The organism is Vibrio sp. M60_M70, assembly GCF_037162085.1.
Classification (GTDB): domain Bacteria; phylum Pseudomonadota; class Gammaproteobacteria; order Enterobacterales; family Vibrionaceae; genus Vibrio; species Vibrio diabolicus.
In genome coordinates this window covers 662,225-677,336 of the sequence record NZ_JARLUL010000001.1, presented here as the reverse complement: position 1 = coordinate 677,336, position 15,112 = coordinate 662,225, and the positions used below count along the sequence as shown (strand labels likewise).

General features: G+C 45.2%; 11 protein-coding genes and 2 pseudogenes. 4 read left to right on the top strand and 9 right to left on the bottom strand.

Annotated elements, in window-relative coordinates:
• Window positions 1–87: 87 nt before the first annotated feature.
• Complete coding sequence (locus P4S59_RS03185; RefSeq protein WP_048626043.1) at window positions 88–1,254, bottom strand: S1 family peptidase; 1,167 nt, start codon at window positions 1,252–1,254, stop codon at window positions 88–90.
• Between the two features lie 323 nt (window positions 1,255–1,577).
• On the opposite strand from P4S59_RS03185, the gene P4S59_RS03180 reads away from it, so the two are divergent.
• Entirely contained in the window at window positions 1,578–2,027 is a 450-nt protein-coding gene (locus P4S59_RS03180; RefSeq protein WP_005391583.1) for a CBS domain-containing protein, read from the top strand.
• 125 nt (window positions 2,028–2,152) lie between these two features.
• Here P4S59_RS03180 and aceA read toward each other — a convergent pair whose 3' ends face one another.
• The 3 genes from aceA to P4S59_RS03165 form a co-directional block, all read right to left on the bottom strand.
• Entirely contained in the window at window positions 2,153–3,466 is a 1,314-nt protein-coding gene (aceA, locus tag P4S59_RS03175) for an isocitrate lyase (RefSeq protein ID WP_005391585.1), read from the bottom strand.
• Window positions 3,467–3,586: 120 nt separating this feature from the next.
• Window positions 3,587–5,215, bottom strand: a complete 1,629-nt coding sequence (gene aceB, locus P4S59_RS03170) for a malate synthase A (RefSeq protein ID WP_337167969.1) — start codon at window positions 5,213–5,215, stop codon at window positions 3,587–3,589.
• Between the two features lie 606 nt (window positions 5,216–5,821).
• Window positions 5,822–6,727, bottom strand: coding sequence for a hydrogen peroxide-inducible genes activator (locus tag P4S59_RS03165; RefSeq protein WP_005383681.1), 906 nt, complete (start codon window positions 6,725–6,727; stop codon window positions 5,822–5,824).
• Window positions 6,728–6,926: 199 nt separating this feature from the next.
• Here P4S59_RS03165 and P4S59_RS03160 point away from each other — a divergent pair, with 199 nt between their 5' ends.
• From P4S59_RS03160 to ppk2, 3 genes are all read left to right on the top strand, one after another.
• The gene (locus P4S59_RS03160; protein ID WP_005381738.1) at window positions 6,927–7,538 is read left to right on the top strand and encodes a peroxiredoxin C; all 612 of its coding nucleotides are present in this window, start codon (window positions 6,927–6,929) and stop codon (window positions 7,536–7,538) included.
• Between the two features lie 283 nt (window positions 7,539–7,821).
• Complete coding sequence (locus P4S59_RS03155) at window positions 7,822–8,565, top strand: copper homeostasis protein CutC (protein WP_104975092.1); 744 nt, start codon at window positions 7,822–7,824, stop codon at window positions 8,563–8,565.
• Between the two features lie 70 nt (window positions 8,566–8,635).
• A complete protein-coding gene (ppk2, locus tag P4S59_RS03150; RefSeq protein WP_104974456.1) occupies window positions 8,636–9,412 on the top strand; it encodes a polyphosphate kinase 2 in 777 nt (258 codons plus the stop codon).
• 62 nt (window positions 9,413–9,474) lie between these two features.
• On the opposite strand, the gene phoU is transcribed toward ppk2, so the two are convergent.
• The 5 genes and pseudogenes from phoU to P4S59_RS03130 form a co-directional block, all read right to left on the bottom strand.
• Window positions 9,475–10,173, bottom strand: a complete 699-nt coding sequence (gene phoU / locus P4S59_RS03145) for a phosphate signaling complex protein PhoU (protein WP_005381744.1) — start codon at window positions 10,171–10,173, stop codon at window positions 9,475–9,477.
• A 30-nt stretch (window positions 10,174–10,203) separates the two neighbouring features.
• Complete coding sequence (gene pstB / locus P4S59_RS03140) at window positions 10,204–11,022, bottom strand: phosphate ABC transporter ATP-binding protein PstB (protein ID WP_005381745.1); 819 nt, start codon at window positions 11,020–11,022, stop codon at window positions 10,204–10,206.
• A 2-nt stretch (window positions 11,023–11,024) separates the two neighbouring features.
• A pseudogene (gene pstA / locus P4S59_RS03135) lies at window positions 11,025–12,401 on the bottom strand (phosphate ABC transporter permease PstA); the annotation flags it as partial.
• A gap of 65 nt (window positions 12,402–12,466) precedes the next feature.
• Window positions 12,467–12,698, bottom strand: a pseudogene (locus P4S59_RS24385) (phosphate ABC transporter permease PstA); the annotation flags it as partial.
• Window positions 12,699–12,728: 30 nt separating this feature from the next.
• On the bottom strand, window positions 12,729–14,933 hold the full coding sequence (locus tag P4S59_RS03130; protein ID WP_337167967.1) for an ABC transporter permease subunit: 2,205 nt from the start codon (window positions 14,931–14,933) through the stop codon (window positions 12,729–12,731).
• Window positions 14,934–15,112 lie beyond the last annotated feature (179 nt).

Here is a 15,112-nt window from a genome sequence, read left to right as displayed (position 1 = left end):
TTTTCAGTTTAAGCCGACAGAAATGGAACATTAAAAAGCAAAGCAGCGCATAACGCTGCTTACTCGTTTGGTATTCAAATCGCCCTATCAAACCTCACGCCTTCGCCACCACGCCAAGGGCACGAATAGACCCAATAGCCACAGACCCAGACTGCCACCATCATCATCTGACCCTTTGAAATCACAGTTATTAGTTGCGATACCGTCGTGACACTCTTTATCTCCGCCGACTTCGTTATTAGCCTCTTTAATAAAGTTCGGTGCAATGATGTAGCTACTTGGTGGCACATCGACAGTAATGTAAGACTGTACCCAGTCGTAATATTGGCTCACCTTGGTGTAGAAACTTGGAATCGTCAAAGAGCCACATGTCGGAAGAATGAGAGGTCCACCGCTAACAATACCAATCTGTTTGCCCGTTGCCACATCGACCAGCGGACCACCACTGTCACCTTTACATGCAGAGTTACCATATTGGGTGTGGCTATCCGGCTCTAATACTCGGTTTTTCGTTGGTAGCGTACAGATTTTGGTTTGGTTTTCTCTTGAGTCGATAATCCCCGGAAAACTGCTGCCAATTTCTAAACGCTCATAACATTTGTCGATGGGTAAAAATGTACTAATGGTGGTTTTGAGCGTATTGGAAGGTTCAGAAGCATCCGGCTGAGTGGTTCCCCACCCAAACACTTGCACATTTTCGACACGTTGATTGGTCAGGTAATTATCGTTCCAATCCGCTGCCAACCGCGCTTCGATACTCTCCATGTCGGCTTTGTTTGCTAAATCAGCAAAGCTTGCGTTTGCCACTGGGCGCGTGAGATACAGCAACGCGATGTCTGAGTCTAAACCGGTTTGTATAGGTTTCACGTTACCATTACTGTCGGTCTCAGCTTTTGAAATCCGCGTGTAATCAGGGTGAACCACAACGTGAGACACCGGATAGAAGTTATCAAGCCCTGCTGAATTAAGTTCATGCACATTCGCATTCACCGACAACTCGCCCGGCGGGGTCACATAGTAGCTTGCTTCGTTCGTTCCCTGCCCCATTACCACGCAGTGTGCCGCAGTCAACACCCACTGCTCCGTCAGCATGGTGCCGCCACACAGTGGGAACTCTGCCATATTACTTGCTCGTAAAGTAACGCGGTCAACAGAGTCGGTTAGTTCATCTCCTAACACAATCGCCTGTGCTGATTGCACACTGAATGCCGCCACTGCCAGCGCAATGAGTTTGTTACACGTTGTTCTTTTCATTTAGGTTGCTGTCTTCAATTTGGTAAGCCTGAACGTATCTTCTTCGAGAGACGAATCTTGGAAAATCCAGCGAATAAAAATGTGCGATTCAATTCATTGGATTACCTTGGCGATCCATTCAATATCAATCAAAAATGCCAACTGACTCGCACACAAACCGACTTATTCAAATTAATAAAAACGTCGATAAGACACAGATTACGCAGACAAAAAGAAGCGCAAATGTATTGTGCTATTTAATTGATGAAAAACGAGTTAGCTCCCAGATATACAGAAAAATATTCTCTATATTTAAGAGAAGGACAATGCCGCTGGAGGTCTCTATGATCAAGGTTGAAGACATGATGACTCGTAATCCTCATACCTTACTGCGCACGCACACCTTGCGTGATGCAAAAAGCATGATGGATGCGCTTGATATTCGCCATATTCCGGTTGTTGATGCCAATAACCACTTACAAGGCTTGGTGACTCAACGCGACATTCTTGCTGCTCAAGAATCGAGCTTGCACCCAGATGAGGCTGAACAATCTTTTACTCTAGATACACCGCTCTACGAAATGATGCACACTAACATCATGACTGCCGAACCCATCGCGGGGCTTAAAGAGAGCGCTATCTATATGCAAAAGCACAAAGTTGGCTGTTTACCTGTTGTCACCAAGGGTCGATTGGTAGGCATCATTACTGACAGTGACTTTGTGACCATTGCGATTAACTTACTGGAACTGCAAGAAGAAGTGGAACCCGAAGAAATCGAGCCAGAAGAATAATACGCAAACGCTTTATCTTGGGTGTAAATTTCGTTTCTTAAACGTTTTAAACGAAAAAAAGAGCGGCAGGGTTGCCGCTCAAAATGCCATTACTGACGCTGATTAAGGAAGTGTTTCTCTGCCAATTAGAATTGGTCTTCTTCGGTCGAACCTGTCAATGCGGTCACTGAAGAGTTACCACCTTGGATAGTATTGGTCATTCTATCGAAGTAACCTGTACCTACTTCTTGTTGGTGTGCAACAAATGTATAGCCTTTTTCTGCCGCCTGGAATTCAGGACGCTGAACTTTCTCAACATAATGACGCATACCTTCACCTTGAGCATAAGCGTGTGCCAGTTCGAACATGTTGAACCACATGTTGTGAATACCTGCTAGCGTGATGAATTGGTACTTGTAGCCCATGTCTGCCAGCTCTTGTTGGAACTTAGCAATGGTTTCTGCGTCTAGGTTCTTCTCCCAGTTGAATGAAGGCGAACAGTTGTATGCCAACAATTGGTCTGGGTACTCTGCATGAATCGCTTCTGCAAACTTACGTGCTTCTTCCAAACATGGCGTCGCTGTTTCACACCAGATCAAATCTGCATACGGTGCGTAAGCTAGGCCGCGAGAGATGGCTTGGTCGATACCAGCGCGAACGCGGTAGAAACCTTCTTGAGTACGCTCTCCTTCAATAAAGTCTTTATCGTATGGGTCGCAATCTGAAGTAATGAGATCTGCCGCATTCGCATCAGTACGAGCAATAACCAAGGTTGTTGTACCCGCTACATCAGCAGCTAAACGAGCAGCAACCAGTTTTTGTACCGCTTCTTGCGTTGGAACTAATACCTTGCCGCCCATGTGGCCACACTTTTTCACCGATGCTAGCTGGTCTTCAAAGTGAACGCCCGCTGCGCCTGCTTCGATCATCGACTTCATGAGCTCGTAAGCGTTAAGCACACCACCAAAGCCCGCTTCAGCATCCGCTACGATTGGTAGGAAGTAGTCAATACCGCCTTCATCTTCAGGCGATTTACCTGCAGACCATTGGATTTGGTCTGCACGACGGAACGAGTTATTGATGCGTTTTACTACTGACGGTACAGAATCGACTGGATATAGAGACTGGTCAGGGTACATCGTTGAAGCGGTGTTGTTGTCCGCCGCTACCTGCCAACCAGATAGGTAAATCGCTTCAATACCAGCCTTAGCTTGTTGAACAGCTTGGCCGCCAGTTAACGCACCAAGACAGTTTACGTAACCTTTTTTCGCGCTACCGTTGACCAGTGACCAAAGTTTGTCTGCACCACGTTGTGCAATTGTGTTGGCTGGTACCATAGAACCACGCAGTTCCACCACTTCCTCGGCAGTATATGTACGCTTTACATTTTTCCAGCGCGGGTTAGTTGCCCAGTCTTTTTCCAGAGCTTCAATTTGTTGGCGGCGAGTTAAGTTAGTCATTGGTCTATCCCTCTTTATAATTTGCACTTTATGAGTGTGCGTTGAGTTTCCGTTCTCAGGCAGTACTTCCCTATCTGCCTTGAAAATCCTTCACGTTATTGGTGTTACAGTTATTCTTTATTAATCCAGGTAGTCATAACCAGGAACTGTTAAAAAGTTGGTCAGCTCATCGCTCGTAGTGAGCCTTGCCATCAAGTCTGCCGCTTCTTCAAATCGACCCGCTTGGTAGCGCTGCTCGCCAATTTCTTGTTTCACTACTTCAATCTCTTCTTTTAGATAGAGCTCGAACAGATCCTTAGTGACCTTCAATCCGTTATCTAGCGACTTGCCGTGTTGAATCCATTGCCAGATAGAAGCGCGAGAGATTTCAGCTGTCGCCGCATCTTCCATCAAGCCATAAATCGGTACACAACCATTACCAGAAATCCAAGCTTCGATGTATTGCAGCGCAACACGAATATTGTGGCGCATTCCGGCTTCTGTACGCTCGCCTTCACAAGGCTCGAGTAGTTCAGCCGCTGTAATAGGTGCATCCTCTGAACGACTCACATCCAATTGATTGGTGCGCTCGCCCAGTACAGCACTAAAAACTTCCATCGCGGTGTCAGCCAAACCTGGATGAGCTACCCAAGTACCGTCATGACCGTTGTTAGCTTCTAACGATTTGTCAGTCTGGATCTTGTCTAATACTTTTTGATTCTCTTTCGGGTCTTTAGCTGGGATAAATGCGGCCATTCCTCCCATCGCGAAAGCACCACGCTTGTGACAAGTACGAACCAGCAAACGCGAATAGGCGTTCAAAAATGGTTTGTCCATGGTGACGACTTGGCGATCTGGCAGAACACGAGCTGGGTGTTTCTTCAGTGTTTTGATGTAACTGAAAATGTAATCCCAACGACCACAATTCAGCCCTACGATGTGCTCTTTAAGTGAGAACAGAATCTCATCCATTTCGAATACGGCTGGTAAGGTTTCAATCAGCACAGTCGCTTTGATGGTGCCTGTATCAAGACCGAAATAGTCTTCCGTGAAATGGAACACTTCGCTCCACCACTTCGCTTCGTGATGCGATTGCAGTTTTGGAATGTAGAAATAAGGGCCGCTGCCTTTTTGAAGTAACGCTTTGTAGTTGTTATAGAAGTACAGAGCGAAATCGAATAGCGCACCTGGAATGATCTGACCGTGCCACGTAACGTGTTTTTCTTTTAAATGAAGGCCGCGAACACGGCAGATCAACACCGCTGGGTCATCTTCCAGCTGATAATGCTTGCCATTGCCAGGGTTGGTGTAACTGATGGTTCCATTCACGGCATCGCGTAAATTCACTTGCCCATCCAGCACTTTACTCCATGCTGGAGACATTGAATCTTCGAAGTCTGCCATGAACACTTTTACATTCGCATTCAGTGCGTTAATCACCATCTTGCGATCAGTTGGTCCGGTAATCTCCACACGGCGATCTTGCAGATCTTGTGGGATTCCCAGGATCTTCCAGCTTCCTTCACGGATGTCTTGTGTCTCTGGTAAAAAGTCTGGCAGCTCACCTGCATCGATACGCGCTTGCTTCTCTTCTCGTGCTTCCATCAACTGCTCAACACGTCCGGCAAATTTTTCACACAGCAGAGATAAAAAGGTTTGGGCTTCAACAGGGAAAATTGCTTGATGTTCTGGAGCAACGACTCCATTCACCTCAAGCATGCCTTGGGTTTGCTTTAGTTGTTGTGTTTTTTGTTCTGTCTGAGCAAGCATAATCATTCATCCTTAACGTGCTTTATCCATCTTGGGCAGTCAGCATAAAGCTACATTTGTAAGTTATGAACAACAAATTACATCCTTTAACTTTGTGTTCAACTCGTCTAGCCATGTCGATAGATTGCGTAATGTTATGTGTATTTTCAATCTAGACATAAGTCTTATCGGCCTTTAAATAAGCTATCTCAACAAAGGGTTTAACGAAACCCCCAAGATAAACAAAACAGAAAATTCGAAGTTTTATTCGGCAGGGTAAAAACCGCCTATCGAACACCTATTTTTGTAATTTATTACGTAATTAAATTACATTAATTTTAAGGTCGATTTATCATTTCAAACGAGTGTATGAATATAGACTGGTAAACAAACGCCTTGTATTCACAAGGGCTGGCAAGGTGGATTCAAACAAGGGTCAAACAAGACATACAAGGTTTTGTGTAAAATTAACATTGTGAAATTTCACTATTTTATGAAAGCTTCATCAAAGAAGAGCTGTAAAATTTTACAAGTCAAAGTTCACCAACAGAATAAAATACTAGAAAGCGCACTGTTTTCAGTGCGCTTTTAGATAAATAATGGAGATGTAGAGGCTAATACTAATAGCTAAAGCAGTTCGGAAACGACTTCTGCAAGCTGATTAAATGTTTTCGTTCTTGATGAACTCGGACGCCAAACTAAGCCAATTTCGCGATAGGCTTGCTTTCCTGGGGGATCGATCACGACTAAATTCTGGTTATGCAGCAGGCCGTGGTCGATAGCCATTTGAGGAATGAACGTTGTTCCCAAACCATTCGCAACCATTTGCACCAAAGTATGAAGACTGGTTGCTGTAAACGGATTAATTTTTTCTTTATCTGTTAATTTACACGCAGATACCGCGTGTTCCGTTAAGCAATGCTCTTTCTCTAATAAAAAGACGGATTCGTCAGGTAAATCTGCGTAACGAATAGGCACAGGCACCGATTGGGCTTGATTCGCACTAATAACCATTCGAAACGGATCCTTACCCACCACTCGACTTTCCATACCGTCAATTTCAACTGGCAACGCTAAAATGAGTACATCCAACTCACCGTGTCTAAGCGCTTGAAGTAAGTTTGTTGTCGTGTCTTCTCTTAATAAAAGATTCAGTTGTGGGAAACGATAGTTAACCTCTTGCACCAAATCACACAGTAAAAACGGAGCAATTGTTGGTATGCATCCCACTTTTAGCTGGCCTTGCATATCGTCGCCTTGGCACATACGTCCAAGCTCGACCAAATCTTGCCCTTTTGCTAACAGCTCTCGCCCCTGCTTTACTACCATTTCTCCTGTTTGGGTAAAAACCAGTGGACTTTTCTTGTCTTTCTTTTCATATAATGGACAACCAATCAATTCCTCTAAGTTTTGAATACCTTTACTTAAAGTCGACTGACTGACAAAACAACGCTCTGCAGCGTCACTAAAATGTCTTGTTTCATGCAGCGTGACTAAGTAGTGCAACTGCTTCAAACTGGGCCATTTATTCATAATTGTATTTGTATCTACCGCCGTTCCAGTGATCGAGTTAAGAGTTTTGCTATTATCGTTTTTTTCGATTAACTCAATCTATTTATTTCGCTTTTTTCAATACTACAATCTGTACTATAGTTTGTCTCGTACAAACACGGACCAAACCGACACAACTGAATTCGGTTTGGAACTAACCATACTTTTTAGGAGCAAAAAAATGGTACTAGTAGGTCGTCAAGCCCCTGATTTTACTGCAGCAGCTGTTCTAGGTAACGGTGAAATCGTTGAAAACTTCAACTTTGCAGAGTTCACTAAAGGTAAGAAAGCAGTAGTATTCTTCTACCCACTAGATTTCACTTTCGTTTGCCCATCTGAGCTAATCGCATTCGACAACCGTCTAGCTGATTTCCAAGCTAAAGGTGTTGAAGTAATCGGTGTTTCTATCGATTCTCAGTTCTCTCACAACGCATGGCGTAACACTGCTATCGAAGATGGCGGTATCGGTCAAGTTAAGTACCCACTAGTTGCTGACGTTAAGCACGAAATCTGTAAAGCTTACGACGTTGAGCACCCAGAAGCAGGCGTTGCTTTCCGTGGTTCTTTCCTAATCGACGAAGAAGGCGTTGTACGTCACCAAGTAGTTAACGACCTACCTCTAGGCCGTAACATCGACGAAATGCTACGCATGGTTGACGCTCTTAACTTCCACCAGAAGCACGGCGAAGTATGTCCTGCACAATGGGAAGAAGGTAAAGCAGGTATGGACGCATCTCCAAAAGGTGTTGCAGCGTTCCTATCTGAGCACGCAGCTGACCTAGGCAAAAAATAATAGACCTTCACCCTAGCTCAACGGGTGTGATGGTTGGATGTATATAAAGCAAAAAGCTAATGCGGAAAACCGCAAACGCCAATCAGTCTAAGTAAAGTCCTATCAAAGCCCAGAGCAAATGCTCTGGGTTTTCTTTTACCTTCAGATAAACCGCCAAAATGAGGTAACGCTGCAGCGTAAACTTTACCTCTATTTCTCATGCCCTCCATACAGATTCTGCTTACTGGCCCTGCTAATATCTTAGCCACAACACTTATTTGTAACGTTAGTAGGATGAATGAACGTGGTTACTCACCTAGAAGTCTGTATCGATAATATTGAATCTCTGCACTACGCCATTGCTGGCGGCGCCACTCGGATTGAACTTTGCTCCTCTTTGGCTTTAGGCGGGCTAACACCCAGTTATGGCTTTATGCAGCAAGCCGCTAGGATTTCGACTATTCCTATTTATGCCATGATTCGCCCGCGCCAAGGTGACTTCTTCTACAGTGAAGAAGAGATCGAAATGATGCGTTGGGATATTGAAGCGGCTCACCAATCGGGCTTGGATGGTGTGGTTTTAGGTGTACTCACTCAAGAGGGGGATATCCACATGCCCTTTGCAACAGCACTGTGCGAATTCGCACAGGAATTAGGGCTGGGCGTAACGTTCCATCGTGCTTTTGATCAATGTAGAAACGCTCAATCAGCATTGGAAGAGGTCATCAGTTTGGGCTGCGAACGCATTCTCACTTCAGGGCTAGCACCTTCTGCGCCAGCAGGCCAGAAAGCACTTAAATCTCTTGTTGAACAAGCCCAAGGCCGCATTGCAGTCATGGCGGGTGCTGGCGTTAATGCAAGTAACGTACGTGCATTAGTAGAAGACACTCAAGTTCCTGAAATCCATCTGTCAGGCAAAACGACTCGACCTAGTAAAATGAACTTTGTTGCTGAACAAAGCAAAATGGGCGCAACTGATGTCGATGATTTCTTAATCCCCATCACAAGTACACAAGCCATTACCGATGTCGTAGCAGCTCTCAAATAGACGACCGTAACCTCACACGCATAGCTTTTGAGTGCTAACATATTGTTTATCAAGGAGTGAGGAAAGGTGTATGTCTAAATTGAAGAAAAAGGAATACGAAAAGGAGCTCAAAAACCTTCAAGTTGAGCTCGTAAAACTTCAAGAGTGGGTCAAACACAAAGGGTTAAAAGTGGTGGTTCTGTTTGAAGGCCGTGATGCTGCGGGCAAAGGCGGGGTGATTAAACGCATCACAGAAAAGCTAAACCCGCGTGTTTGTCGCGTGGTCGCTCTGCCTGCACCGACAGAAAAAGAAAAAACGCAATGGTACTTCCAACGTTACGTCGCTCATTTACCATCTGCTGGTGAAATCGTTTTATTTGACCGAAGTTGGTATAACCGAGCGGGTGTCGAAAAAGTCATGGGGTTCTGTACTCCAGACGAATACGAAGAGTTTTTACGCTCTTGCCCTGAATTCGAGAGAATGTTGCAACGCTCTGGGATTATTCTGATTAAGTATTGGTTTTCGGTTTCAGACGAAGAGCAGGAAAAACGTTTTCTAGGTCGAATTAATACGCCGATTAAACGTTGGAAATTCAGCCCAATGGATTTGGAGTCACGTCATCGCTGGGTCGAGTATTCTGAGGCAAAAGATAAAATGTTCGCTTACACAGATACGAAGAGCTGTCCTTGGTGGGTCGTGCCCTCTGACTCGAAAAAGAAAGCGCGCTTGAACTGTATCAGCCATTTACTTAGCCAGATTGATTACAAAGCGCTTGAGTACCCACCGATTGAATTACCTGATCTCAATAAAGAAGGTTATGTCAGAGCGCCCATTGATGATCAGACCTTCGTGCCCGGTAAATATTGATGTACTTTCCCTCTCTCTAATAAATAGACCAGCCTAAAAGCTGGTCTATTTATTGAAATCAGTTACTTCAGTACGTCATCAATGCTTTGATCACCTAGATGGCGTACATCTTTCCCTTTCACGAAGTAAATAATGTATTCACAGATGTTCTGGCAGCGGTCACCAACACGCTCAATCGCGCGTGCCGACCACATCACTTGCAGAATGTTGGGGATATTTTTTGGATCTTCCATCATGTAGGTCATCAACTGACGAATCACCGCTTCATACTCGGCGTCTAGTTTGTCATCTTGTTTGTGCACCTCTGCTGCCGCTTCCACATCCATGCGGGCGAACGCATCTAAAACCTGATGCAGCATATTAATAGCCTGACGGCAGAGAGGCTCTAACGACACTTGGAACTGTCGTTCTTTTGATGATGGGCTTTCAATGGCAACGTAAGCAATGCGTGTCGCCACGTCACCGATACGTTCTAAATCAGTGATCGTTTTGATGATAGCCATGATTAAGCGCAAGTCTTTTGCCGTTGGCTGACGCTTAGCAATAATGCGTGTGCAGGCGTCATCGATCGAGACTTCCATCGCATTCACTTTATGATCGTCACGCACAACCTTACGCGCCAGTTCGATGTCTTCTTTATGCAAGGCTTGAATAGCATACGAAAGCTGCTGTTCTACCAAGCCACCCATGGTTAATACATGAGTACGAATCGATTCTAGCTCTACGTTAAATTGTCCTGAAATATGACGTCCAAAGTGCATGATGTTCCTTATTCCGTATAGAGTCGCGACTTAACCGTAGCGACCCGTAATGTAATCTTCGGTCTGTTTCTTCATTGGCGAGGTGAAGATCGAGTCCGCGTCAGAGTATTCAATTAACTTACCCATATGAATGAATGCGGTGTGATCACTCACTCGCGCCGCTTGCTGCATGTTATGGGTAACGATAACGACAGTATATTGAGTCTTAAGCTCATTGATAAGCTCTTCAATAGTTAAAGTTGAGATTGGATCCAACGCTGATGTCGGCTCATCCAATAACAGGACTTCCGGCTCAATCGCCACCGCGCGCGCAATGACCAAGCGCTGTTGCTGACCACCAGATAAACCAAATGCGTTCTCATGCAAGCGGTCTTTTACCTCATCCCACAACGCCGCCGAGCGCAAGGATCGCTCCACTGCGTCATCTAAACTGCGGCTGTTTTTTACACCTTGTAAGCGTAAGCCATAAACTACATTTTCATAAATAGACTTAGGAAATGGATTGGGTCTTTGAAACACCATCCCCACTCGGCGTCGAAGTGTCGCAACATCGACATTGGGATGATAAACATTCTTGCCATGTAGACGCACTTTACCTGTGACTCGACACCCTTCCACTAAGTCGTTCATGCGATTGATGCAACGTAATAACGTCGACTTTCCACACCCTGAAGGACCGATAAAAGCGGTGACTCGCCCTTTGGGAATTCGCATCGAAATATCATGCAGCGCCTGAGTTTGACCATAGAACAGATTAAGGTTCTCGATTGAGATTGCTGTTTGTTCATCCGTTAAATTATGAACGTCCAATGGTGGCTCATAACCTAATGTACTATCAAAATTAAACATACTTAATCTTGTCCTAACGTTCTGTATTTTTCTCGTAAATTATTGCGAATACTGATTGCTGTTAAGTTTAGCCCGACAATCACTGTCACGAGTAAGAAAGAGGTGGCATAAACTAATGGTCGCGCAGCTTCGATGTTGGAGGTTTGAAAGCCAACATCGTAAATGTGAAAACCTAAATGCATGAACTTTCTATCCAAATGCACATAAGGGAATTGCCCGTCAACCGGTAAACTGGATGCCAATTTCACGACCCCCACCAGCATCAGTGGCGCTACTTCGCCAGCTGCACGCGCAATCGCAAGGATGAGCCCTGTGATAATAGCTGGCGTCGCCATAGGCAAAACCACACGCCATAGTGTTTCGAACTGAGTTGCACCAAGCGCCAGAGAACCATGTCGTACTGAGCTCGGAATACGAGTTAAACCTTCTTCTGTCGTCACAATCACAACTGGAAGCGTCAGCACGGCAAGAGTTAGTGCAGACCATAACAAACCCGGCGTACCAAAGGTTGGTGCCGGTAGCTTCTCCGCATAGAATACGTTGTCGATAGAGGCACCTATCGTATAAACGAAGAAGCCTAAACCAAACACGCCATAAACAATCGATGGAACACCCGCTAGGTTTATAACTGCAATACGAATAACCCTGGTTAGAGCGTTATTCTTAGCGTATTCATGCAGATAGATAGCGGCGATCACCCCAAGTGGCATCACAATGATCGACATGATGAGTACTAAGAAAACCGTACCAAATATCGCAGGGAACACGCCTCCTTCAGAGTTCGACTCTCTTGGATCTTCAGATAAAAACTTCCAAACCTGCTTCCCCCAGTGCATGACTTTATCAGGCAGTGACATTTGGTTTGGGTACCAGTAGTCCAAAATGTCTTCGAGCGGAATCGATACTTGTGAGCCCGTCATATCCTCGACAATCAGGGCATAGCCAGAAAGCTGTAATCGTAAGCCATCAAGCTGTAAATCTAACGTCGCCAGAGCTTTCTCTATCCGCTCTTTTTTCGTCTGGTTTTCCTTTAAGAAGCTTTCTGTCAGCGTTTCATTCAACTCATGCTTGCGCTTTTCTAATCGCAACTGCTCTAGCTTCCAACCAAGCTCTTTTAGCTGATCGACCACCAAAGAATCAATCTCATGGCGCAGAGTTTCTGCATCATCCAGTTTTTTGTTCAAGATTGATTGAATATCGTTGGTGTATAAGTTATCTCCATCCTGAAACGCCACCAGCTTACCAAAAAAGTAACCGCCACTACTGCGCTCGATCACTGCCCACTCTTTTGGCGTCGTGGGCTCATCCAACTGCATTTGCAATACGGAGATAAAATCAGCAGGATACAACTCTCGGTTGGCGATTTTGATACTGAGTCGCGTAGCAAAGTCTTCATCGTCTTCTAATTGCTGCGCCGCGCTTTCAGGCAGATAACTCTTCGGTACAAAGCTGCGTTCATACACTTGACCAATCAGAATAGTATTTTCATGTAGTACTTCGCCTTGCACAGGGGTCAGCGCTGCAACATTCCACTGATACAAGGGAGCTGGCCAAAAGTAAGTCAGGCCTTTCCAGCCGATAAGGAGTAACAACCCTAATACCGACAACAAACTGATGCTGACTGCACCGCCTGTTAGCCATATCCACGGTGCGCCAGAACGAATCCAATTTAACACGTCATTACTCGCTCTTTATTCAAACCATTATTACAACGCACGGTACTTGTCTCTCAGTCTCTGACGAACCCACTCCGCAAGCGCGTTTACTGCAAACGTAAACACAAACAAAATCAATGCAGCTAGGAACAGCAGGCGATAATGCGAACTTCCAACTTCCGACTCTGGCAACTCAACGGCGATGGTCGCCGACAGGCTGCGCAATCCTTCCAAAATATTCCAATCCATTAATGGCGTATTGCCCGTTGCCATTAAAACAATCATGGTTTCACCAACAGCGCGTCCCAGGCCCATCATAATGGCAGAAAAAATACCTGGGCTTGCGGTAAGCAAGACAACATAGATTAAAGTTTGCCAAGGCGTGGCCCCTAATGCCAAAGAGCCATCCGATAAATGCTTCGGTACAGAGAAAATGGCATCTTCGGCAATGGTAAAAATCGTCGGGATAACAGCAAACCCCATCGCTAACCCCACCACCAATGCATTGCGTTGATCGTATCCAATACCATGCTCGGTTAAGAATAAGCGCATATCGCCACCAAAGAACGTCTGCTCAATCGTAGGCGAAATCCACACTCCAAGCCCAATCAGTACCAATATGACAGGCATGAGCACTAAAGCATGCCAACCATTAGGCAGACGATTTCGCAAAGGTTGCGGTATTAATGCCCATAGCCCGCCCATAATCATGGTGCTCAAGGGCAAAACAAACAGCATAACGACGATCGTAATCAGGTGATCTTCGACAATAGGCGCGAACCACAATCCCGCGAGGAAACCAATGATCACCGTCGGCAGTGCTTCCATTAGCTCAATCGACGGTTTTACGACACGACGCATGCGTGGCGACATAAAGTAAGCCGTATAAATAGCACCTAGCACTGCGAGCGGCACTGAAAACAGCATCGCAAACATCGCCGCTTTTATCGTCCCAAACGCAATAGGTACTAGGCTGAACTTAGCCTCAAAGTTATCGCTCGCCGAAGTCGATTGCCACACAAATTCAGGCTCAGGATACCCTTCGTACCACACTTCTTGCCATAATGAGGACAATGAAATTTCTGGATAGGCATTGTCCACTTCCGCAACATTTAACGCATTATTTTGCCAAGTGATTAAGTAGCGTTCATTGTTAGACATTGCTGCGATTGCGGGCGCTTGATTGTACGCACGCTTAAACAACACCAGTTTTTCACTGGTTGTATAATGGCTTTGCAACGTGCCGTTGGTGTAAAAGCTATAAAATCCTTTTCGATGAGAATCCGGCAACAAATACTTAAGCTCTGATGCCAATTTAAAATCACGAATATGCGTTAACGTGCGTTTCTCTTCTTGCAGCGTATCAAACCATTGCGACACCCGACCATCGTTGTGCGTCACCAAAAGCGAGTAAGCACCAGCCAATAAGTCTATCGTACGAACGGAATGCTTCTTATCACCTTGAGTGAGATCGACCACCTCTCGCACAGCAAATTTACGTGCGGTTTTCTTTAACACGATCAACTCAGAGCCATCGCGTAAATAAAGCGTTTCACCATCAGGTGTCAATAACATTTGCTGAGGTGCATCAAAGCCTGAAGAGAACGTAAAATCGATCGTTGTCGGAGGCGTATCCAAAGACGAAGCCACTTGCCAGCGAGCTTTCACTTCACCGCTTTGCGTCTGCCAAACAACCGTTGGTAAGGGCGTCGAAGCTGCAAATACAAACTGAGTCACAGGATCTTGAGGCGTACTTAGTGTCAGATCCATGCTGGTGTCTAGCTCAATCACTTCCGGAGGACGTGTATTTTCTCTCAACGTGGCATTAAATTCAGGCTTGAAAAGGTGCGCTTTACCCTGCCCATCAACAAACCCATACCAACCTAGTCCAGGAGCCGATTGAGAGAAAGCGACGGGTTCCTGGACGATTTGCTGTTTATACACCGCAGGTTTCGTAGGATCGTCCATCGACAAATATTGAATCTCACCACTTTGGGTTAGAACGAACGCGAGCTGAGCGTAATCATCCACTGAAATCGCCAGTGGTGTTTCAATATGAGTGGCTCGAATTGCTTGGTTGGTTTTGATCTCCGCATCAGAAAAAAGCGGAATGATCACCATGGCGAGGTAGACAAAGATCAAAATAAGCGCCGCGAGTACGCCGACACCACCGGATGTCACTGCAAGTCGAACTAAACGATCTTTTATCAGTCGTTTCTTATCTTTTTCCTGCAATGAAAACTCGGCTTGTGCCATTTAAATATCTACCTTTTTTGACTTAGTACTAGAATATGTCGTTAAGATGACAATTATATTACAGATCACATTAAACACCTGAAAAGAATACAACTCTTATGCAATGCGTGGTATGAAATAAATCTGTAATGAAAATCTCATAATGTTCTCACTCATCCATTTTTCCAAGATGAGTACGT